The 20940-nt window shown below is 70.1% G+C and carries 17 protein-coding genes; 8 read left to right on the top strand and 9 right to left on the bottom strand.

Going from position 1 to position 20940, the window contains the following annotated elements; genetic code table 11:
- Window positions 1–85 precede the first annotated feature (85 nt).
- Window positions 86–2185, top strand: coding sequence for a M13-type metalloendopeptidase (locus J7357_RS17020; protein ID WP_209248362.1), 2100 nt, complete (start codon window positions 86–88; stop codon window positions 2183–2185).
- Window positions 2186–2422: 237 nt separating this feature from the next.
- Window positions 2423–4435, top strand: coding sequence for a M13 family metallopeptidase (locus J7357_RS17015; RefSeq protein ID WP_209248318.1), 2013 nt, complete (start codon window positions 2423–2425; stop codon window positions 4433–4435).
- A 160-nt stretch (window positions 4436–4595) separates the two neighbouring features.
- On the opposite strand, the gene J7357_RS17010 is transcribed toward J7357_RS17015, so the two are convergent.
- The 6 genes from J7357_RS17010 to J7357_RS16985 all read right to left on the bottom strand — a co-directional run bounded on the left by J7357_RS17010 (window position 4596) and on the right by J7357_RS16985 (window position 10755).
- Window positions 4596–5252 (bottom strand): rhomboid family intramembrane serine protease, encoded by a 657-nt coding sequence (locus J7357_RS17010; RefSeq protein ID WP_209248316.1) that lies wholly within the window; start codon window positions 5250–5252, stop codon window positions 4596–4598.
- 710 nt (window positions 5253–5962) lie between these two features.
- Entirely contained in the window at window positions 5963–6349 is a 387-nt protein-coding gene (locus J7357_RS17005; protein WP_209248314.1) for an MGMT family protein, read from the bottom strand.
- Window positions 6346–7284 (bottom strand): DMT family transporter, encoded by a 939-nt coding sequence (locus tag J7357_RS17000; RefSeq protein WP_209248312.1) that lies wholly within the window; start codon window positions 7282–7284, stop codon window positions 6346–6348. The genes J7357_RS17005 and J7357_RS17000 overlap by 4 nt, the downstream gene beginning before the upstream one ends.
- 88 nt (window positions 7285–7372) lie before the next feature.
- On the bottom strand, window positions 7373–8734 hold the full coding sequence (gene gorA, locus J7357_RS16995) for a glutathione-disulfide reductase (protein WP_209248310.1): 1362 nt from the start codon (window positions 8732–8734) through the stop codon (window positions 7373–7375).
- A gap of 157 nt (window positions 8735–8891) precedes the next feature.
- A complete protein-coding gene (locus J7357_RS16990) occupies window positions 8892–10115 on the bottom strand; it encodes a DUF418 domain-containing protein (protein WP_209248360.1) in 1224 nt (407 codons plus the stop codon).
- 160 nt (window positions 10116–10275) lie between these two features.
- Window positions 10276–10755 (bottom strand): peptidylprolyl isomerase, encoded by a 480-nt coding sequence (locus tag J7357_RS16985; RefSeq protein WP_209248308.1) that lies wholly within the window; start codon window positions 10753–10755, stop codon window positions 10276–10278.
- Between the two features lie 109 nt (window positions 10756–10864).
- Here J7357_RS16985 and J7357_RS16980 point away from each other — a divergent pair, with 109 nt between their 5' ends.
- The 3 genes from J7357_RS16980 to J7357_RS16970 all read left to right on the top strand — a co-directional run bounded on the left by J7357_RS16980 (window position 10865) and on the right by J7357_RS16970 (window position 13376).
- On the top strand, window positions 10865–11407 hold the full coding sequence (locus J7357_RS16980) for a C40 family peptidase (protein ID WP_209248306.1): 543 nt from the start codon (window positions 10865–10867) through the stop codon (window positions 11405–11407).
- A 107-nt stretch (window positions 11408–11514) separates the two neighbouring features.
- Window positions 11515–12348, top strand: coding sequence for a C40 family peptidase (locus J7357_RS16975; RefSeq protein WP_209248305.1), 834 nt, complete (start codon window positions 11515–11517; stop codon window positions 12346–12348).
- Between the two features lie 278 nt (window positions 12349–12626).
- Window positions 12627–13376 (top strand): nucleotidyltransferase domain-containing protein, encoded by a 750-nt coding sequence (locus tag J7357_RS16970; RefSeq protein ID WP_209248303.1) that lies wholly within the window; start codon window positions 12627–12629, stop codon window positions 13374–13376.
- A 9-nt stretch (window positions 13377–13385) separates the two neighbouring features.
- Here J7357_RS16970 and J7357_RS16965 read toward each other — a convergent pair whose 3' ends face one another.
- Complete coding sequence (locus tag J7357_RS16965; RefSeq protein ID WP_010341292.1) at window positions 13386–13865, bottom strand: acyl-CoA thioesterase; 480 nt, start codon at window positions 13863–13865, stop codon at window positions 13386–13388.
- A 249-nt stretch (window positions 13866–14114) separates the two neighbouring features.
- On the opposite strand from J7357_RS16965, the gene J7357_RS16960 reads away from it, so the two are divergent.
- From J7357_RS16960 to J7357_RS16950, 3 genes are read left to right on the top strand one after another with little or no spacing between them, the layout of a single operon-like run.
- On the top strand, window positions 14115–16232 hold the full coding sequence (locus J7357_RS16960) for a TonB-dependent siderophore receptor (protein WP_209248301.1): 2118 nt from the start codon (window positions 14115–14117) through the stop codon (window positions 16230–16232).
- A 20-nt stretch (window positions 16233–16252) separates the two neighbouring features.
- A complete protein-coding gene (locus J7357_RS16955) occupies window positions 16253–17284 on the top strand; it encodes a substrate-binding domain-containing protein (RefSeq protein WP_209248299.1) in 1032 nt (343 codons plus the stop codon).
- Window positions 17285–17289: 5 nt separating this feature from the next.
- Window positions 17290–18336, top strand: coding sequence for a substrate-binding domain-containing protein (locus J7357_RS16950; protein WP_209248297.1), 1047 nt, complete (start codon window positions 17290–17292; stop codon window positions 18334–18336).
- A 315-nt stretch (window positions 18337–18651) separates the two neighbouring features.
- Here J7357_RS16950 and J7357_RS16945 read toward each other — a convergent pair whose 3' ends face one another.
- Together J7357_RS16945 and J7357_RS16940 are read right to left on the bottom strand one after the other, a co-directional pair.
- Window positions 18652–19488: a class I SAM-dependent methyltransferase gene (locus J7357_RS16945; RefSeq protein WP_209248295.1), complete on the bottom strand. Its 837-nt coding sequence runs from the start codon at window positions 19486–19488 to the stop codon at window positions 18652–18654.
- 7 nt (window positions 19489–19495) lie between these two features.
- The gene (locus J7357_RS16940) at window positions 19496–20836 is read right to left on the bottom strand and encodes a dicarboxylate/amino acid:cation symporter (protein ID WP_209248293.1); all 1341 of its coding nucleotides are present in this window, start codon (window positions 20834–20836) and stop codon (window positions 19496–19498) included.
- Window positions 20837–20940: the final 104 nt, after the last annotated feature.

The following is a 20940-nucleotide window of genomic DNA, read 5'->3' as shown; positions in this document are numbered from 1 at the left end:
GCGTAGAGTCTCGCCACGGCCCGGACGGGCCACCTTTTTATCCACGTCGGCCTGGAGCCTGCCTGTGACCCTTCGCAATCCCAAGATGCTGCTGTTGACCCTGGCCGTGAGCGCCGCGCTGACCGGCTGCAACAAGCCCGAGAACGCCGCGCCCGCCGCCGACGCCGCCAAGCCCGCGCCGGCCGCCGCCCCGGCCGCGGCGCCCGCCGAGCTCAAGCTCGACACCAGCAAGCTGCCGGCCTACAACGCCTTCAGCATCAACGATCTGGACGCCGGCAAGAACGCCTGCGACGACTTCAACGGCTACGTCAACGGCAAGTGGCTGGCCGCCAACGAGATTCCCAAGGACCGCAGCAGCTGGGGCGCGTTCTCGATCCTGGACGAGCGCTCGGTGGCCGTGCAGCACCAGTTGGCCGAACAGGCCGCTGCCGCCGCCAACGCGCAGGGCGTGGAGAAGATCGTCGGCGACTTCTGGTCCTCGGGCATGGACGAAGCCAAGATCAACGCCCAGGGCATCGAACCGCTGAAGGCCGACCTGGCCGCGATCGACGGCCTCAAGGACGGCCCGGCGATCGCCGAGTACCTGCGCCAGAGCGCGGCCAAGGGCGAGAACGGCCTGTTCGGCTTCGGCGCGGAAGCCGACTTCAAGAATTCGACGATGAACATGGCCTACGCCATGCAGGGCGGCCTCGGCCTGCCCGACCGCAGCTACTACGTCGACGCCGACAAGCAGGACAAGCTCAAGGCCTACCAGGCGCACGTGGCCAAGGTGCTGGAGCTGGCCGGCGTGCCGGCCGCCGACGCGGCCAAGCAGGCGCAGGACGTGGTGGCGCTGGAAACCCGCCTGGCCAAGGTGTCCAAGTCCAGCGAGCAGCTCTCGCGCGACGCCGAGCTGGCCTACAACCCGGTCACCCCGGCCGAGGCCGACAAGCTGACCCCGAACTTCCCCTGGACCAAGTTCTTCGAATCGCAGGGCGTGGCCGTGCCGGAGAAGTTCTCGCTGGCGATCCCGGCCTTCCACCAGGAAGTGAGCAAGGCGCTGGGCGACACCGACCCGTCGGTGTGGCGCGCCTACCTGCGCTTCCACACCGTGGACAGCGCCTCGCCGTACTTGAGCGATGCCTTCGCGCAGGAGAACTTCGCCTTCTACGGCAAGGAACTCAACGGCCAGGCCGAGATGAAGCCGCGCTGGAAGCGCGTGCTCGGCAGCATCGAGAACGGCGCCGGCGAGGCGATGGGCCAGATGTACGTCAAGGTCGCGTTCTCGGCCGACGACAAGGCCAAGATGCAACAACTGGTGGAGAACCTGAGCCAGGCGCTGAAGGCGCGCCTGGAGAAGCTGACCTGGATGAGCGAGGAGACCAAGGCCAAGGCCCTGGAGAAGTGGAAGACCTTCACCCCGAAGATCGGCTACCCGGACAAGTGGCGCGACTACAGCAGCCTGACCACCAAGCGCGACAGCTATCTGGACAACGTGCGCGCCGCCACCGCGTTCAACTACAAGTACAACCTGAGCAAGATCGGCAAGCCGGTGGACAAGACCGAGTGGGGCATGACCCCGCAGACGGTCAACGCTTACTACAACCCGCTGCAGAACGAAATCGTGTTCCCGGCGGCGATCCTGCAGCCGCCGTTCTTCGATCCCAAGGCCGACGACGCGTTCAACTACGGCGGCATCGGCGCGGTGATCGGCCACGAAATGACCCACGGCTACGACGACCAGGGCGCGCGCTTCGGGCCGACCGGCAACTTCGAGAACTGGTGGACCCCGGCCGACGCCAAGAAGTTCTCCGCGCTCACCGGCAAGCTGGTCCAGCAGTTCGACGGCTACGAGGTCGACGGCAAGCACGTCAACGGCAAGCTGACCCTGGGCGAGAACATCGCCGACCTGGGCGGCATCACCACCGCCTACGACGCGATGAAGAAGGCCACCGAGGGCAAGGACGACCCGAAGGTCGGCGGCATGAGCCGCGACCAGAACTTCTTCATCAACTGGGCCACCGTGTGGCGCACCAAGTACACCCCGCAGAACGCGATGGTGCGCCTGACCACCGACCCGCACGCCCCGGCGCAGTTCCGTGCGATCGGCGCGCCGTCGAACCTGGAGGCCTTCGCCACCGCTTTCCAGTGCAAGCCGGGCGCGCCGATGGTGCGCAGCGGCGACAAGCGCGTGGTGATCTGGTAAGCGACGGCGTCACCGCCGTCCCGCGAAAAGGCCCGGCATGTCCGGGCCTTTTCTTTGCGCGGCTGCCGGCCTGCGACAGTGGCCGCGCTGCCGATCGCCCATCCAGTCCGCCCGCATCCGTAGCGGCCGGCGCCCCTCGCTGAATCCGGTTGGGCGGTGGACGCACGTCATCGCCACAGTTGCACACCGCGGCTTGTTAAACTCCGCCGACTTTAATCCTGACCGGATGCGTTCCCGATGCCCAATGCCCGTCCGCTTGCCCTCGCCGTCGCCCTCGGCCTGATCGCCCTCGCCTCCGCCGCCGATGCCGCGCCCAAGAAGAAGCGTGCCGCCGCGCCCAAGGCCCCGCCGATCAGCGCCGCCTGCAGCGACTTCTACGACGATGCCAACGCCGACTGGCTGAAGCAGAACCCGGTGCCGCAGACCGGCGCGGTCACCGCGCTGGGCCAGCTCGCCGAGCGCGCGCAGCAACAGCAGCGCGACCTGCTCGATGCGTCCATGCAGTCGCCGCAGAACGCGGTGCAGAAGGCGCTGGGCGACTTCTGGGCCAGCGGCCTGGACGAGGCCGCGGTGGAGAAGGACGGCTCCAACCCGATCGCGCCGCTGCTCGGCCGCATCGATGCGATCAAGAAGGCCAAGGACGTGCCGGCCTCGATCGCCGCGCTGCACCAGATCGGCATCCCGGTCGCGTTCAACTTCGGCGCCGACGTCGACCTGAAGGCGCTGGACCGCCACATCGGCTACTTCATGCAGGGCGGCATGGGCCTGCCCGACCCGGCCTTCTACACCCGCACCGACGCCGACACCATGGCGCTGATGGGCCGCTACCGCACCTACGTCAAGCAGATCCTGACCCTGACCGGCACCCCGGCCGACCGCCTCGAGGCCGACGCACAATCGGTGCTGCAGATCGAGACCGCGCTTGCGCGCAGCGCCAAGTCGCTGGCCGGCATCAACAACCCGTTCAACAACTATTCGCCGATCTCGACCAAGGAGTTGAACAAGCAGTACCGCAACCTGCAGCTCGACGCCTTCCTCAAGGCCCAGGGCGTCAACGACGACCTGGTGTCGATGGCCGACCCGGACATGTTCAAGCAACTCGACGGCATGATCGTCAGCATCAAGCCCGAGCAGTGGAAGGCATACCTGCGCTGGCGCGTGGGCGATGCGATGGCGCCGTACCTGTCCAAGAGCTTCCGCGACGCCAGCTTCGAGTTCCGCGGCCGCGTGCTGCAGGGCCAGGTCGCACCGCCGCCGCGCTGGGCGCAGGTGCTGGACGCGATCAACGTCGCCGCCGGCCCCATGCTCGGCCGCGAGTACGTGGCCCGCTACCTGTCGGCCGACACCCGCCGCCAGGCCGAGACCATCGCCGACCAGGTGCGCGACGCGCAGATCGCCGCGGTCAAGCGCAGCACCTGGCTGAGCGAGCCGGCGCGCACCGAGGCGCAGGCCAAGCTGGCCGCGCTGAAGATCGAAGTCGGTGGGCCGCGCCGCGACCTCGACTACACCCTGCAGCCGATGGGTCGCGGCAGCTTCGGCGGCAACATGCTGATCGCCTCCACCTGGCGTCACCGCGAAGAGATGAAGCGCATCGGCAAGGGTAACGCCGACCGCCGCTGGGACGTGCTGCCGCAGCAGCCGGCGCTGACCTACGACATCGCCCAGAACCGCCTGATCGTCACCGCCGCGGTGCTGCAGCCGCCGGTGTACGCGGCCGGCGGCGACGCCGCGGCGCTGTACGGCGCCTACGGCGCGATGGTCGCGCACGAGCTGATCGGCGCCATCGACAGCAAGGGCAGCCAGGTCGACGCACAGGGCCAGTTGCGCAACTGGTGGACCCCGGAAGACAAGAGCGCCTGGAACGCGCTGGCGGCCCGCACCGCCGCGCAGTACGGCGCCTACGACTTCCCCGGCGTGAAGGGCGCCAAGGTCAACGGCCCGCTGACCCAGGACGAGGACCTGACCGACATCGGCAGCGTCGAACTGGCCTGGCAGGCCTACAGCGCCGCGCAGCCGACGGCCAACGAGGCAGGCAAGCAGGCGTTCTACAAGGCGTGGGCCGGCCTGTGGGCGCAGCAGCTATCGCCGACCGACGCCGTGCAGCGGGTCACCGCCGACGTGCACGCGCCGGGCCGCTGGCGCACCAACGGCGCGCTGGCCAACCTGCCCGCCTTCGCCGCGACCTTCACCTGCAAGCCGGGCCAGCCGATGGTGCGCAGCGAGGCCGAGCAGATCCACCTGTGGCCGTGAGCCGGTGCCGGCGCTAGGCGCCGGCCAGGCACACAGCACGACGGCGCGGGCAACCGCGCCGTCTTGCGTTCAGGGGTCGGTAAAACGTGCGGCCAGCGCCTGCGGTGCGCAGACGACGCGTTGCGCGCGGCAATGCCTGCGCGCAGACGCCGGCGCTGGCTCAGCGCACGATGCGCGGACGCGGCGGCTTGCGCTTGCCGAACGGCGGCTGGCCGCGCCAGTAGCGGATCATCAGCCAACCGAACAGCATGCCGCCCAGATGCGCGAAATGCGCCACGCCCGGCTGCCAGCCGGTAAAACCCATCAGCAGTTCCAGCGCGCCGAACACGATCACGAAGGTGCGCGCCTTCATCGGGATCGGCGGGAACAGCAACACCACCCGCTGGTTCGGAAACAGCATGCCGAAGGCCAGCAGCAGGCCGAAGATGCCGCCCGAGGCGCCCACGACCGGAAGCGCCTGCATGCCGTTGCTGACCATCCACCAACCGACCAGCAACTGGCACAGGCCGGCGCCGGCTACGCAGACCAGGTAGTAGGTCAGGAAGCGCTTCTCGCGCCAGGTCTGTTCCAGCGGACCGCCAAACATGTACAGGGCAAGCATGTTGAACAGCAGGTGCATGAAGTCGTCGTGCAGGAAGCCGTAGGTCAGCAACTGCCAGATCTGGAAGTTCTGCCCGGGCGAGAACGCATCGAACGCACCGATCGGCCACAGCATGAAGGGCTCGAAGGTATTCATGCCGAGCAGCATCTGCAGCAGGAACACCACGACGTTGCCGATCAGCAGCGCTTGGGTGACGGGCGGAAGTCTGGGAAACATGGTCGGGTCCGTGGCAACTGCCTCCATCATAGCCGGTCGCTAGAGGCTGCACTCCAACCAGCGCGGCGGCATTCCACGACCAACGCGCCTCTTCCAAGAAATATTGCGAGCGCGGTGCGCCGAAGAGACAGAGGAGAGCGCGGGAGAAGCCTTGCGCAGTCAACACGCAGCATGCGCTACGCGTCCGTACCCTCACCCCAACCCCTCTCCCGCAGGGAGAGGGGCTTAGCTTTTCCTTCTCCCCTTGGGAGAAGGTGCCCCGAAGGGGCGGATGAGGGTACGGGCGCAGCCTCGTGCAGTCGAAACACCGCATGCGCTTCGCGCCCTACCCTCACCCCAACCCCTCTCCCGCAGGGAGAGGGGCTTGGCGTTCCCTTCTCCCTCCGGGAGAAGGTGCCCCGAAGGGGCGGATGAGGGTGCGGGCGCAGCCTCGCGCAGTTGAAACACCGCATGCGCTTCGCGCCCGAACCCTCACCCCAACCCCTCTCCCGGAGGGAGAGGGGCTTTTACTTCCCTTCTCCCCTCGGGAGAAGGTGCCCCGAAGGGGCGGATGAGGGTGCGGGCGCAGCCTGGCGCAGTTGAAACACCGCATGCGCTTCGCGCCCCCGACCCTCACCCCAACCCTCTCCCGGCGGGAGAGGGGCTAAGCCATTCACAGCCGGCCTCTTCTGCTCTTCGAGACACGGACCGCCGCAATCTGGTACGCCTCGCTACCGCGGCCCCCACACCTCCGCATCGAGATCCCGCGCCGGCTTGGGCGCACGTTTCACCCGTCCCCCCTGCACCACCACGCCTTCGGCGCGCAGGCGCTGGCATTGTTCACGATGGCCACGCGAGCCTTCCGGAAACGCGATGCGACCGTCGCTGCGCAGCACCCGGTGCCAGGGAAGCGCGGCGTCGGTGTTGCCGCCGAGCAGGCGCGCCACCAGGCGCGCGCGCCCCGGCAACCCAGCCAGCATCGCCACCTCGCCATAGCCGCGCACCTGGCCCGGCGGGATCGCCCGGATCGTCGCCAGGATCCGCGCATGCGCCTCGGCGGCTGCCGTCGTCGCGGCCGGCGGCGATGCCGTCGCTGCGAGCGGCCGCCGCGGGCTCATGCCGCCGGCCCCGCCCGCGCCGGCCGCGACACCAGCAGCACCCCGCCCAGCACCAAAACGGTGCCGGCGATCTGCCACGGCCCCATCGCCTCGCCCAGCAGCAGCACGCTGAGCACGATGGTCGAGACCGGGCCGAGCATGCCGATCTGCGACGCCAGCGCCGAGCCGATGCGCTGCACCGCCAGCATCGTCGCCAGCACCGGCACCGCCGTGCACAGCGTGCCGTTGAGCAGCGACAGCGCGTACACAGGCGCCGGCAGGGCCAGCGCGTGCAGCGGCCGCAGCAGCGGGAACTGCGCGATGCACAGCGCGCAGGCGACCAGGCTGGCGTAGGCGGTCAGCCGCACCGCGCCGACCCGCGCCACCAGTTGGCCGCTGCCGACCAGATACGCCGCATAGGCCAGCGCGCTGCCGAACACCAGCAGGCTGCCCCAGGCGGTGCGCGCGCCGCCGATACGCAGGTCGTGGCCGAACGCCAGCAACACGCCCAGATAGCTCAACGCCAGCGCCCACAACTGGCGCCGCTGCGGACGCCGCCGCCACAGCAGCACGCCGATCAGCAGCACCAGGGTCGGGGTGAGGTAGAGGATCAGCCGCTCCAGGGTCGCGGTGATATAGGCCAGGCCGAGGAAGTCCAGGAAGCTGGCCAGGTAATAGCCGAGCACGCCCAGCGCGACGATCCGCCAACGGTCGCCGGGCTGCAGCGGCGCCGCGCGCCGCGCCGCCCACAACGCCATCGCCGCGAAGCACGGCAGCGCCACCAGCATGCGCAAGGCCAGCAGGGTCACCGCATCGACGCCGTAGCGGTAGCCCAGCTTGACGATGATGGCCTTGCCGGAAAACGCGATCGCGCCGCCCGCGGCGAGCAGCACGCCGCCGAGGCTGGCCTGAGTGGCGGACGAAGCGACGGGGGCGGACGTGCCGGGCGCGCTCATCGCGCAGCGCCGCGGCGGGGAGAAGAGGACACGTACATGCCGCCATTCTACGGCGCGACGGCCAACCCGCCGTCGGATCGCCGCGGCCTCAGCGCATCAGCACCACTTCCTCGGCCGAGGTCGGATGGATCGCCACGGTGTCCTCCAGTTGCTGCTTGGTCACGCCCAGCTTCAACGCCACCGCGAAGCCCTGCAGGATTTCGTCGGCACCATCGCCGAGCAGATGGACGCCGACCACGCGTTCGTCGGCACCCACGCACACCAGCTTGAACAGGCTGCGCTGCGGCGAATCGGCCAGCGCCTGCAGCATCGGCCGGAAGTTGCTGCGGTACACGGTCACCGCGTCGGTGCCGTAGCGCGCGCGCGCCTGCTCCTCGCCCAGCCCCACCTGGCCCAGCGGCGGATGCGAGAACACCACGCTGGGCACGTTCTCGTAGTCCAGCCGCGCCTGCGGCCGGTCGCCGAACACGCGATCCATCAGCTTGCGCCCGGCGGCGATCGCCACCGGGGTCAGGCCGACCTTGCCGGCCACGTCGCCGATCGCGTACAGCCCCGGCACGTCGGTGTTCTGGTAATCGTCGACAACGATCTCGTGCTTGTCGCCCAGGCGCACGCCCAGCGCTTCCAGGCCGAGGTCGCGTGTGTTGGGACGGCGTCCGATCGCGAAGAACACCTTGTCGACGGTCTCGCCAGACCGCCCCTGCGCATCGACCACGCACAAGCCATCGTCGCTGCGGCGCAGGGCGCTGGCGCGATAGCCGAAATGCAGGCGCACGCCTTGGTGACGCAAATTGTCGGCCAACTGCCGCGCTAGTTCCGCGTCGAACCGCTCCAGCAGGCGCTCGCCCTGCACGTACAGCTCCACCCGGCTGCCCAGCGCCTGCAACAGCCCGGCCAGTTCCACCGCGATGTAGCCGCCGCCGACGATCGCCACCCGCGGCGGTGCCTCGCACAGGTTGAAGAAGTCGTCCGAGACCAGGCCCAGTTCGGCGCCTTCGATGTCCGGCCGCGCCGCATGCGCGCCGGTGGCGATCACCACGTGCTGGGCACTGACCCGCACGCCGTCGTCGCATTCGAGCGTGTGCGCATCGACCAGCCGCCCGCGCCGCGGGATCAGCACCACGCCGTCGGCATCCAGGCGTCGCCGGTAGCTGGCGTGGATGTTGCCGATGTAGCCCTGGCGATGCGCCACCAGTTCCGCCCAGGACAGCGTGGCCTCGGGAATGGCGAAGCCGACCGAGCGCGCCAGGTCGATGCGCTCGACCAGGTCCGCCGCCAGCCACATCGCCTTCTTCGGCACGCAGCCGACGTTGACGCAGGTGCCGCCGAGCGCGCTCGGTTCCAGGATCGCCACCCGCGCGCCGTGGCTGGCGGCGCGGAACGCGGTGGCCAGGCCACCCGAACCACCACCCAGCACCAGCAGGTCGTAATCGCGGATCGGCCCGCTCACGGCGCACGCTCGGCGCGCGTTGCAGTGGCGTCGCTGGCGAACCCGTATCCGCTTCTCACATCGTCCATCGGCTGTCCTGTCGCATGTCTCGGTCGCCGCGGAGCATGCCATGGGCGGCCGCGCGGCAGATGTGAGGACGCCGCCGCAGCGCCTGCGCTCAGGCCGCGTCGCGGCGGCGCATCGGCTGCCAGCGCAGGTAGCTGGCCGACCGCCACAACCACTCCACCGGGCCGAAACGGAACCGCTGCAGCCACCAGTGCGACAACGCCACCTGCAGCGCGAACAGCGCGACCGCGAACGGGATCTGCCAGGCGCGCGACAGTTGTTCGAAATAGCCGAACCCGTAGCCGTAGAACAACGTGGTGCACACCAGCGACTGCAGCAGATAGTTGCTCAACGCCATGCGCCCGGCCGGCGCCAGCCATTGCAGCGCCGGTGCGGCGCGCACCAGCCAGGCCGCATAGCCCAGCGCCATCAGGCCCCCGGCGACGCTGGCCAGGGCGTAGGCAAACGTCAGACGCAGATCCAGCCGCGCCGGGTCCATCCACGGCTCCAGCCGGAAGCTCAGCAGCATCAACGCCAGCCCCAGCGGCAGCACGCCCCAGCGCAGCACCGCCAGCAGCCGCGGGAAGCGCTGCGGTTGCGCGGCCAGGCCACTGCGCACGCACCAGGCGCCGAGCAGGAACATGCCGAAGATGGTCGGCGCGTTGAACAGCAGCCCGCTCAGCGATTCGACCAGGTCGCGCGCGCGCTGCGCGGTGGCTTGGGCGTAGCTGCCGTGGCCGAACACCTCACGCTGCTGCGCCAGCGCCGCCGCGCCGTGCTGCGCCTGCTCGGCCATGTCCCGATGCCACTGCGCCGCACCGTGCGGATCGGCCTGCGCCGCCCAGGCGGCGGCGCCGATCAACAGCCACAGCGCCGGCGCGAACAGGTAGACCACCGGCGCCATGCCGGGCAGCCAGCGCGTGGGCGCCTCGCGGAACGCCAGCAGCATGAACGCCAGCAGCGCGTAGCTGACCAGGATGTCGCCGGACCACAGCAGCACGGCATGCAGCAGGCCGATCAGCAGCAGCCCCGCGCTGCGGCGCAGGAAGAAACCACCGAACGGCCGCCGCGCGATCTCGGCGCGCTGCGCCATCACCGCGAAGCCCATGCCGAACAGCAGCGAGAACAAGGTGTAGAACTTGCCCTGCACCAGGATGTAGACCATGGCGTCGGCGATGCGGTCGGCGCCGCGCAGCGTCGGATCCAGGCCGGTCATCGCCGCGTCCAGCGGACCGACGAAGCCCTCGATGTTCATCAGCAGGATGCCCAGCAGGGCGAAGCCGCGCAGCACGTCCAGCGTGGCGATGCGCTCGGCGGGCGCGACGGGCTGCAGCACGGGGGCGGAGGAAGCCAAGGCGGGCACCGGACGGAAGGCCGGCGAATGTCCCCTCGCCGCGATCAGGAAGGCCGCCGGCGTCCGCGGCGGCGCGACAACGCCGCTGCATGCGGCGCCAGGGCTGGCGGCACCGGCGCGACCGGCACCGCCGCCAACGCACTCAGTGGTGGTGGCCGCCGTCGCCGTGCACGTGGCCGTGCTCGATCTCTTCGGCGCTGGCCTCGCGCACGTCGACGATCTCCACGTCGAAGTGCAGTTCCTTGCCGGCCATCGGGTGGTTGAGGTCGACGTCGACCACGCTCATGCCGACCTTCTGCACGGTGACCGCGCGCGGGCCGAAGTTGGTCTGCAGCACCACCTGGCTCCCCGGCTGCAGCTTGGCCGCGCCGAAATGCTTCTTCGGCACGCGCTGGCTCAGGCCCTCGCGGTATTCGCCGTAGGCGTCCTTGGCCGCCACGTCGACACCGAAGCTGTCGCCGGCGGCCTTGTCCATCATCGCGTTCTCCAGACCCGGAATGATGTTGCCGTGGCCGACCAGGATCACCAGCGGATCGCGGTCCTTGGAGCTTTCGATCGGCTCTTGACCGACTTCCGAAACGGTGTAGTGGAAACGGACGACGCGGTCTTTTTCGATCTTCATGTGCACTCTGCGCTGTGGCTGCCGGGGGCAGACGGGATGGGCGGCTTGTCGGCCGCCGGGAGCGCCGCCATGATGGCGGCCTTCTGAGGTCGCGCATTATCCCGGCTCCATGCACAACACGCCAGTTTCGCCGCGCGGCCGCCGCGCGTTCCCGTGGTGGCTTCCGCTGCTGTGCGCCGCGGCGCTGGCGGCCTGCGGACGCCACGAGGTCCGCCACACCCGGCCGGCGCCGGTGACGGTGCGCGAGTGGCCGCAGGTGGCACCGGCCGACCCGGGCGCGGCCAACGCGGTGCTGATGCGCGCGCTGGGCCTGGTCGGCACCCCCTACCGTTACGGCGGCAACACCCCCGAGTCCGGGTTCGACTGCAGCGGCCTGGTCGCCTACGTCTACCGCGACATGCTCGACCTGCGGCTGCCGCGCACCTCGCGCGAGCTGGCCGCGGTGCAGGGGCCGCGGATCGATCCGCAGCGTCTGAGCACCGGCGATCTGGTGTTCTTCGGCAGTTCCGGGAATGTGACGCACGTCGGGATCTATGTCGGCGAAGGCCGCTTCGTGCACGCCCCCAGCACCGGCGGAACCGTCCGCCTGGATTCGCTGGATGGCGCCTACTGGCGGGACCATTACACCGGCGCAAAACGGGTTTTGCACTGAATTGTGATTTCACCCACATTCATAATTACGAAAATTTAACCTTATTTGAACTTCCTATTTCTGTCTACAAGGCATGATCCCCCATCGTTTTATTTTGTGATCCAAGCGTGACGACCGAAGCCCAGACCTCTCCAGGCAAGCCCGCCGTTCCCCGCCGGACCGCTTTCCGCCTCTTCTGCACCGCCTCGCTCTGTTTCTCGGCCCTCCCGGCCCTGGCTCAGACCGCTCCCGCCGACACCGTCGTCCCGGAAGCGATCGCGACCGTCGCCCCCGCCCCGGCCCAGATAGGCGCCGCGGCGACCACCGCCCCGGCGACCGCACAGACCTCCACTTCCGTTGCCTTGGCCAAGCCGGCCGCCGCCCAGGCGCCCGCGCCGACGCGCAGCAAGGCCGACGCCGCCGCCAGCGCCACGCTGGCCGCCCTGCTGCCGCACCTGGCCGCCAACGACACCATTCCGCTGATGGACCGCTCGGCGATGTTCGCCGGCGACATCAGCCGCCTGCTGGCCAACTACGACGTGTCCCAGCCGGTCCCGCGCGAAGGCGTGGTCCCGGGCGGCGACAAGGTCCAGTCCGTGCTCAAGCGCGCCATGGCGCTGCTGGGCACCCCGTATCGCTGGGGCGGCGAGGACACCGAAGGCTTCGACTGCAGCGGCCTGGTCGGCTACGTGTTCCGCACCGCGCTGGGCATCGAGCTGCCGCGCGTGTCGCGCGAGATGGCCCGCGAGGCCAACGCCCAGCTGATCAAGGACCGCGACGCGCTGGCCCCGGGCGACCTGGTGTTCTTCGGCCGCAAGGGCCGCGTCGACCACGTCGGCCTGTACGTCGGCGAGGGCCGCTTCCTGCACGCCCCCAGCCGCGGCAAGGACGTGCGCGTGGACACGCTGACCTCCGGCTACTGGGGCGAGAAGTTCGTGCAGGCGCGCCGCGTGGCGATGTAAGCCACCCGTCTGTGCGCAATGCGAAGAAGGCCGCTGGCGACAGCGGCCTTTTTTATTGCGCCTGGGTGTCGCAGGATTGCCGCTGCGATGCCGCGCTGTCCACCAGCTACGTCATCGCCGCCCCCCCGCCTTGCCCGACTGCACGATACGCTGGCCCGCCTCGATCGCGTCACCGGAATGTCGATGACACCACCTCCCTCGCCCGCCCTGCGCCCCCGCCACGCCCATGACCACTGTCGCCAGGCCGCATACTGGCCGCACCGGCAGGCGCTGCGCTGATGTTGCTCACTCCCGCCCTGCCCACGCCTGCGCAGGCGCTGGCGATCGCGCAGTCGCTGCTGTCCACCCGCTATGCCGGCGCGGCCTTCGGCTTCTCCGCCGGCTCGATCCTGCGTGGCGAAGGCACACACTTGTCCGATCTCGATCTGGTCGTGGTCTATGACAGCCTGCCGGCGGCACGTCGCGAATCGTTCGTGACCAAGGGTGTGCCGGTCGAAGCCTTTGTGCACGATCCGGGTACGCTGGCCTGGTTCGTCGATGACGATGCGGCCCGCGGCCGCCCCAGCATGCTGCACATGATCGCCGAGGGCCGCATCGTCGGCACCGCGACGGACGCAGCCCGGACGTTGCAGCACCAAGTCGCCGCGCGACTGCAGGCCGGACCACCGCCACTGACGCAGGCGCAACTGGACGCGCTGCGCTACGAGATCACCGACCTGGTCGACGACCTGTGTGGCGAGCGCAGCGCCGCCGAGATCGTCGCGATCGGCGCCCTGCTGCATCCGCGCCTGGCGGAACTGGCACTGCGCGGACGCGGCCACTGGTACGGCAGCGGCAAGTGGGTGCCGCGCCTGCTGGCGCGGATGGATCCGGCGGTGGGCGTGCGCTTCGAGCAGGCCTTCGCCACGCTGTTCGCCAGCGCCGACTGCGCGCCGGTGCTGGCCCTGGCGCAGCAGGAACTGGCCGCGCACGGCGGCCGCCTGTTCGATGGCGACTGCCGCACCGCGCCGGCGGACTGGCGCGCGTAAGCCTCGCGCTCAGCCGTGGTAGTGGGCGATGGTGTCCTCGATGCCCTTGCTCAGCTCCATCACCTTCTGCGCGTACTCGGCCAGGCGATGGTCTTCCGGGGTATCCGGATGCCAGGCCGGTACCGCGGTCGGCCGGCCTTCGACGCCGTCCAGGGCCACGAACACGATGATGCAATGGGTGCACAGGCGCGGCTCGCCGCCCATCGGGTCGCGGGCGCGCACCTCGATGGCGAAATGCATGCTGCTGGTGCCGGTGTGGACCAGCTTGGCGCTGACCGTGACCATGTCGCTGATGCGGATCGGCGAGACGAAGCGGATGCCGCCCACCGCCACGGTCACGCTGTAGTGGCCGCTCCAGCCCACCGCGGCGGCGTAGCCGACCTGGTCGATCCACTTCATCACCACGCCGCCGTGGACCTTGCCGCCGTAGTTGACGTCGATCGGCTCGGCCAGGAAGCGGAAGGTCAGTTCGCGTTGCGTGCCGCTCATCGGGAATCCATGCAGGGGGAGGAGGCGGCAGTCTGCCATGCGCGGGCAGCGCCAGCGGCACCGATCGCGTCGAAGACGGCGCCGCGCGTGACGAGCAATGCATCACATTGCAATTGATAATTGTTATCATTAATATTCCACTCAGCTATCGCCGCAATCGCGCGCGTCGCCGCCCCCTTCCCCTCTCACGGCAACGCCTCGACGGTCGCCAGGACCCGACGCGCGCTGCAGACACTGCCTCTCGACACCATGCCCCGTACGCGTTCGCCTCGCCCACTTCCCTTTTGCGCCCTGTGCCTGCTCGGCCCCGCGCTCGCCGCACAGACCGCGTCCGCGGACGACGCCGGCGCCACCAAGCTGGACACCATCACGGTGACCGGTGCCCGCGCGACCGGGCTCACCCCGCAAACGGTCGAGGCCGGCAGCTTCCGCGGCGCCGATATCCTCGATGTGCCTTCCACCGTCAACGTGGTCACCCGCGAGGCGCTGGACCTGCAGGGCGCCGCCGGCCTCTACGATGCGCTGCGCAACACCGCCGGCGTCACCCGGCAACAGAACGGCGGCGATACCTGGGACCAGTTGGTGATCCGCGGCATCGCCGTGGAGAACCGCACCAACTACCGGCTCAACGGCGCGATGCCGATCATGAACTTCTCGCAGGTGCCGCTGGAGGACAAGGAGCGGGTGGAAGTGCTCAAGGGCGCCTCGGCGCTCTACTACGGCTTCACCTCGCCGGCCGGCGTGGTCAACTTCGTCACCAAGCGCGCCGGCGCCACCCCGGTCACCCGCGTGGGTCTGACGCTGGACCAGTACGGGACGGCGGTCGGGAGCGTCGACGTGGCGCGCCGCTTCGGCGCCGAGCGCCAGGTCGGGGTGCGCGTCAATGCCGCCGGCGGTGCGCTGGGCTCGTACCTGGACGGGGTCGGCGACGGCAGCCGCCGCTTCCTGTCCGCCGCGCTGGACTGGCGCATCGGCGATCGGCTGCTGCTCAAGGGCGACGTCGAGTACGACCATCGCCGGGTCACCGAACAGGCCGCGGTCAACCTGCCCACCGCCGTCGGCGGCACGATCACCTTGCCGCACCCGGTCGATCCCACCCGCCTGGTCGGCCCGGACTGGGCGGACTTCGAGGCCACCACGCGCAACGCGCTGCTGCGCGCCGACTATGCGCTGGCCGACGGCTGGGCGCTGACGGTGGAAGCCGGCCATTCGGAGATGGCGCGGGACCGCCGCCTGGCGATCTTCCGCTTCGCCAACAATGCCGGCGTCGCCAGCGGCGAGGGCTCGATCCGCGGCAACCAGCAGCACCATGTGGTGGATTCGGATCTGCTGCGCGCCGAGCTGTTCGGCACGTTCGCCAGCGGCCCGATCGAACACGAACTGACGCTCGGCGCCAGCCGTACCGACAAAGGCCAGGACCCGATCTACCAAAGCAACTACGTCATCGCCTCGCAGAACCTCTACGCGCCGCGCGCGATCACCAAGGTCAGCTACGGCGCACGCCCGACCACGCCCACCACCGCGGCGCTGGACACCGAGGACACCGGCCTGTACGCGCTGGATCGCATGCGTTTCGGCAAGGCCTGGCAGTTGATCGCCGGCCTGCGCTATGCGCGTTACCGCAGCGACCAGGGCAGCGCGCACTATGAGGCCAGCGAGACCACGCCGATGCTCGCCGGCATCTACAAACTGGGCGACACCGTGTCGCTCTACGCCTCCTACGCCGAAGGCCTGGAGGAAGGCGAGACCGCGCCCACCGGGAGCGCCAACGAGAACCAGCGACTGGCGCCGGGCGTCAGCAAGCAGAAGGAACTGGGCCTGCGCTGGCAGGCGCCGGGCGGCACCCTGCTCTCGGCGGCACTGTTCGACATCCGCCGCCCGGGCTACTACACCAACAGCGACAACGTGTTCACCGCCGACGGCGAGCAGCGCTACACCGGCATCGAGCTGTCCACCCAGGGCCAGCTCACCCGCCAGCTCGGCTGGCAGACCTCGGCGCAGTGGCTGGACCCGCGCTTCGCGCAGATCGGCCCGCGTTACGACGGCAAGTTGCCGGAAAACGCCGCGCGCCGTACCGGCAGCGCGTTCCTGACCTATGCCTTCGACGCGCTGCCCGGGTTCTCGCTCAACGGCGGCGCCTACTACACCGGCCGCCGCCCGGTGAACGACCTCAACCAGGCCTGGCTCGGCGACATCACCTTGCTGAGCGTGGGCGGCCGCTACGTCACGACGCTGTTCGCGCGGCGCACCAGTTGGCAGTTGAACGTCGACAACCTCGCCGACAAGCGCTACTGGGCCGGCGCCGGTACCCGCCTGGCCGCCGGCGCGCCGCGCACGCTCAAGTTCACCCTCAAGGTCGACCTGTGACGCGTGCCGGCCTCCGGCCCATGCGCGCGCTGCTCGTGCTGCTCGCGAGCGTGGGCGCCGCCAAGGCCGCGCCGGACACCGCCCCCGCCGCAGCGCCGACGCCGGATGCCGCGTTGCCAGCCTATGTCCCGCGCGCCGTGCGTGTCGACGCTGCGGCGCCGTACCTGCGTGCCGATGGCGCCGTCCGCATCGCCGGGGCCGAACACGTGCAGGCCATGGTCGAGGGGTTCAACGCGCTGTTCGCACGCCACCATCCCGGCGTGCGTTTCGCCGACGAAGGCCGAGGCACCAGCAGCGCGGTGCCGCTGCTGATGTTCGGGCGCACCCTGTTCGCGCCGATGGGGCGGGCGATCAATCCGATCGAACAGGTGCCGTACCGCAAGATCGTCGGCACCGATCCGCTGGACATCCGCGTGGCGCATACCGCCGGCAGTGCTGCCGGCGGCCTGGCCACGACGCTGGCGGTGTACGTCAATCGGCGCAACCCGCTGGCGCAGCTAAGTCTTGCGCAGCTGGCGCAGGTGCTGGCGGCGGGCAATCCCGACGGCGACGTGTCGCACTGGAGCCAGCTCGGCCTGGACGGAGACTGGGGCCGCCGCGCGATCCAGCCCTATGCCACGCCGGAGTACAGCGGCTTCGGCGATTGGCTGCAGCGGGAAGTCCTGCACGGCCGGGCGCTGGCGCCGCGCACCCAGTACGCGCCTGACAGCGCAGGCCTGCTGCAGCGCGTGGCGGCCGATCCCGACGGCATCGCCGTGGCGGCGATCGGGCTGGAGAATGCGCAGGTGCGCCAGGTGCCGCTGCTGGGCCTGCGCAGCGGGCGGGCGCTGGCCGGCACGGCGCAGGAGGTGGTGGACGGCGACTACCCGTTGGGCCGGTGGCTGCATTTCTACGTGCGCCGCGTGCCCGGCCAGCCGCTGGATCCGCTGGCGCAGGACTATCTGCGCATGGTGCTGTCGCGCGAGGGCCAGGCCATCATCGCCACGCAGTCGGGCGGCTACCTGCCGCTGACGGCCGAGCAAGCCCGCCGCGAACGCGAAAAACTCGACTGACTTCCGTGCCCACGCTCCGTGTTCCGTTGCCGTCCCTGCTGCTGCCGTTGCTGCTGCTCGGGTCGACCGTCGCCGCCATCGCCAGCGAGCTTCCCTCCGAGGTCGCGACCCCGATCGCGGTCCCCGCGGACGCACCCTACCTGAGCCGCGACGGCGCGGTCACCATCGTCGGCAACGACGGCATGCAGGAGGTCATCGACCGTCTCAATGCGCTGTTCGTCCGTCACCACCCCAACTTGCGCTTCGCCACCGTGATGCGCGGCTCGTCCACCGGAATGCCGGCACTGGCCGCCGGGGCCACGCTGTTCGCGCCGCTGACCCGCGACATGTGGCCGGGCGACCGCGCCGCGTTCCGCCAGTTGCACGGCTACGACGCCACGCCGGTCCGCATCGGCTACAACGGCTACGGACCGCGCCCGCCGCACAAGACCCCGCCGGCCGTCTACGTGCATGCGGAAAATCCATTGCCGGGGCTGACCCTGGCGCAGGTCGCGCGGATCTTCACCGACGGCCATGCCGGTGGCGACCTCACCACCTGGTCGCAGCTCGGGCTGGGCGGCGCCTGCGCCGAGCGCCGGATCCACGCCTACGGTCTGCGCGACGATGGCGGCTTCGCCACCGGCCTGCGCATCGCGCGCCTGGGTGGGCAGCCGTTCGCCCTCAAGTACGAGCCCCTGCCCTCGCGCGAGGCGGTGATCCGCGCCGTGGCCAGCGACCTCTGCGGCATCGGCCTGTTGGGCTGGATCGACGCCACCGCGGTGTCGTCGCAGGTGCGCGTGCTGCCGCTGGCGGACGCGCCTGGCGAAGCCTTCCATGGCCCGGACCATGCCTCGGTGCGGCAGGGTCGCTACCCGCTGTCTGCCGCCGTGCAGTTCTATGTGGACCGTGCTCCCGATCGTCCGCTCACGCCGCTGGTCAAGGAATACCTGCGGCTGGCGCTGTCGCCGGAAGGCCAGGCGATCCTGGAGGCGCAGCGCGATTCGGAAGAAGGCTACGTGCCGCTCAGCGCCGAAGACCTGCAGCACGAGCGACGCAAGCTGGACGCGCTGTAGCGGCGCACGAACGGCCGGCTCGCTCGGCGTCGCGCCATCCACAGTGGCGCGCCGGCGGATGCCCGGCAGTGAGCGCCGCGATCGCGCGCCCATACAGAATGGTCGGCCAGCCCGCCCAGCGCGTCCGCCGTGTGCCGTGCCGCGTCGCGCCGAGCGACCGCTCCACGCGGGACACCGCCGGAACCTCCACCCTCGCGGCAACGAACATTCGCATTGCATGCCGCTGATCGGCAGCATGCCGGAGGAGGCCGAGACTGCCATGCGCCGCCGCAATGGCCTGCCGCCGCGGCCGCACGCTGCGGCCGGCATGGTCGACTAGGCCGCGGCCAGCGCCAGGTTGTCGCGCTTGCGGATGCACAGCCACGGGAAATGCGGCTGGCGCCAGCGCAGCGCGCGCAGGCAGCGCACCGACAGCCGTCGGGGGTCGAACAACCGGCGCAGCACGATCCCGTCCAGCACCGCGTCGGTGTGCTGGTGGTACTGCTGCGCCAGTTCGGCGCAGCCCAGGTCGCTGAAGTAGCGCAGGCTGCGCGCGGCGCTGGCCCGGGCCTGCTCGGCGTCGGCGTAGAACGGGCTGTCGAGGATGTGCAGTTCCCCATCGTGCTGCAGCAGCTGCAGCAAGCGTGCGATCAGCGCACGCGGATCGGCGAAGTACTGGAGGCAGGCCGGCACCACCACGACATCGAACCGCTGCGCCGGCAGCGGCAAACGCAGGATGTCGCCGGCGACGAAGCTCAGCCGTGGCGCGTCGGCGAACACCCGCGCCGCCTGCGCCAGTTCGGTGCGATTGACGTCCACGCCGCAGACCTCGCGCTGCAGGCCGCTGGCCAGGCGATGCGAGAGCCAGCCATTGCCGCAGCCCAGTTCCAGCAGCGGCCCGTCGCCGCCGCGCGCGCGCAGGTGGCGCAGCAGGCGCCGGCACGATTCGGCACGCACCCGCCATTCGTGGCTGGCGCCCAGCGCGCCGGGCGGCTGCGGCAGCGTGCGCACCTGCGCGTCGCTGTAGAGCCGGCCTTCGCGGCGGCGCACCTCCAGGTAGCGCTGCTCGAACGGGTCGTCCGGCAGCGCGTCGTGCACCAGTACGCCTCCGTGGAGCGTCAGTCCCGGCAATTGCCGCAACTGCGCGCGCAGGCTCTCGGCGGCCGCGCTCACCGGAGCATCAACGCACCTGGCCGGAACCGTCGACCGGCGGATCTTCCAGGCCGACGTTGCTCGGGGCCGCCTCGTAGATGGTGCGGTCGAGCAGACCGGTCTCCTTGGCCACCAGCACCGGCACCAGCATCTGCCCGGTCACGTTGGTCATGGTGCGCATCATGTCCAGCACGCGGTCGATGGCGTACAGGTAGCCGATCACCTCCAGCGGCAGGTTGGCCGCACTCAGCACCACCGTGGCCATCACCACCGCGGTGCCGGGCACGCCGGCGGTGCCGAAGCTGCCCAGCACCGAGGCGATCAGCACCACGAAATACTGGTTGGCGGTCAGCGGCACGCCGGTGTACTGGGCGATGAACACCGCGCACAGCGCCGGGAAGATCGCGCCGCAACCGTCCATCTTGATGCTGGCACCCAGCGGCACCGCGAACGCCGCGTAGTCCTTGTTGACGCCGAGGTTGTGGGTGATCGAGCGCAGCGCCACCGGCATCGCGGCGAAGCTGGAGGAGCTGACGAAGGCGACCTGCATGCCCGGTGCCGCGCCGCGGAAGAACTTCCACGGGTTGAGCCCGTGCACCAGCAGCAGGCTGCTGTACACCACCACGATGTGGATCGCGCAGGCCAGGTACAGCGCCAGCACGAAATTGCCGAACGGCAGCAGCTTGCCGAAGCCGTAGCCGCCGACCAGTGCGGCGATCAGGCCGAAGGTGCCGAGCGGGGTCATCTCCAGCACGAAGCGGGTGACCTGGATCATGATCTCGCTCATCTGCTTGGTGAGCTTGCGCGCCTCGGCCACGCGCTCGCCGAGCTTGACCATGGCAAAGCCGAGCAGCGCGGCGAAGAAGATCACCGGCAGGATCGAACCGCGTCCGGCCGCCAGCACGGTCTCGCCGGCGGCATTGGTCTTGGTGCCGATGCCGGTGAGCGCATAGAACGGATTGGACGGCACCACGTCCAGCAGCACCTGCACCGGGCTGGGCACGTCGCGCGGGGTCCAGGCGCTGTCCACGCGCAGGCCCAGGTGGCCGGCCCCCGGCTGCAGCACGGTGCCCACGGCCAGGCCGACGCCGACCGCCAGCGCCGCGGTGACCACGAACCACAGGAAGGTGCGCCCGCCCAGCTTGGCCACAGACTGCTGCCCGTGCAGCGCCGAGATCGCGTTGATGACCGCGAAGAACACCAGCGGCACCGCGATCATCTTGATCAGGGTGACGTACAGATCGCCCAGCGGCTTGAACCAGGTCTCCGCGGTCGGCCCCAGCGCCCAGCCGGCCAGGGCGCCCAGCAGGAAGCCGGCGACCACGCGCTGCCAGAACGGAATGCGTAACCAGGCCGTCACCAGTTTCATCGACGCTGTCCAGAGAGATCGGGGGGTTTCGCACGATAGCGCACCCCGGCAGCAGCGACGACGCCATGGCTGGAAAGGCGCGATGTCATCGGCGTGCCTTGTCG

It is taken from the genome of Xanthomonas sp. D-109 (assembly GCF_017746095.1).
In the GTDB taxonomy this organism is placed as follows: domain Bacteria; phylum Pseudomonadota; class Gammaproteobacteria; order Xanthomonadales; family Xanthomonadaceae; genus Xanthomonas_A; species Xanthomonas_A sacchari.
Note: the sequence above shows the minus strand (reverse complement) of the source record. Positions and strands in the feature narration are given on the sequence as shown.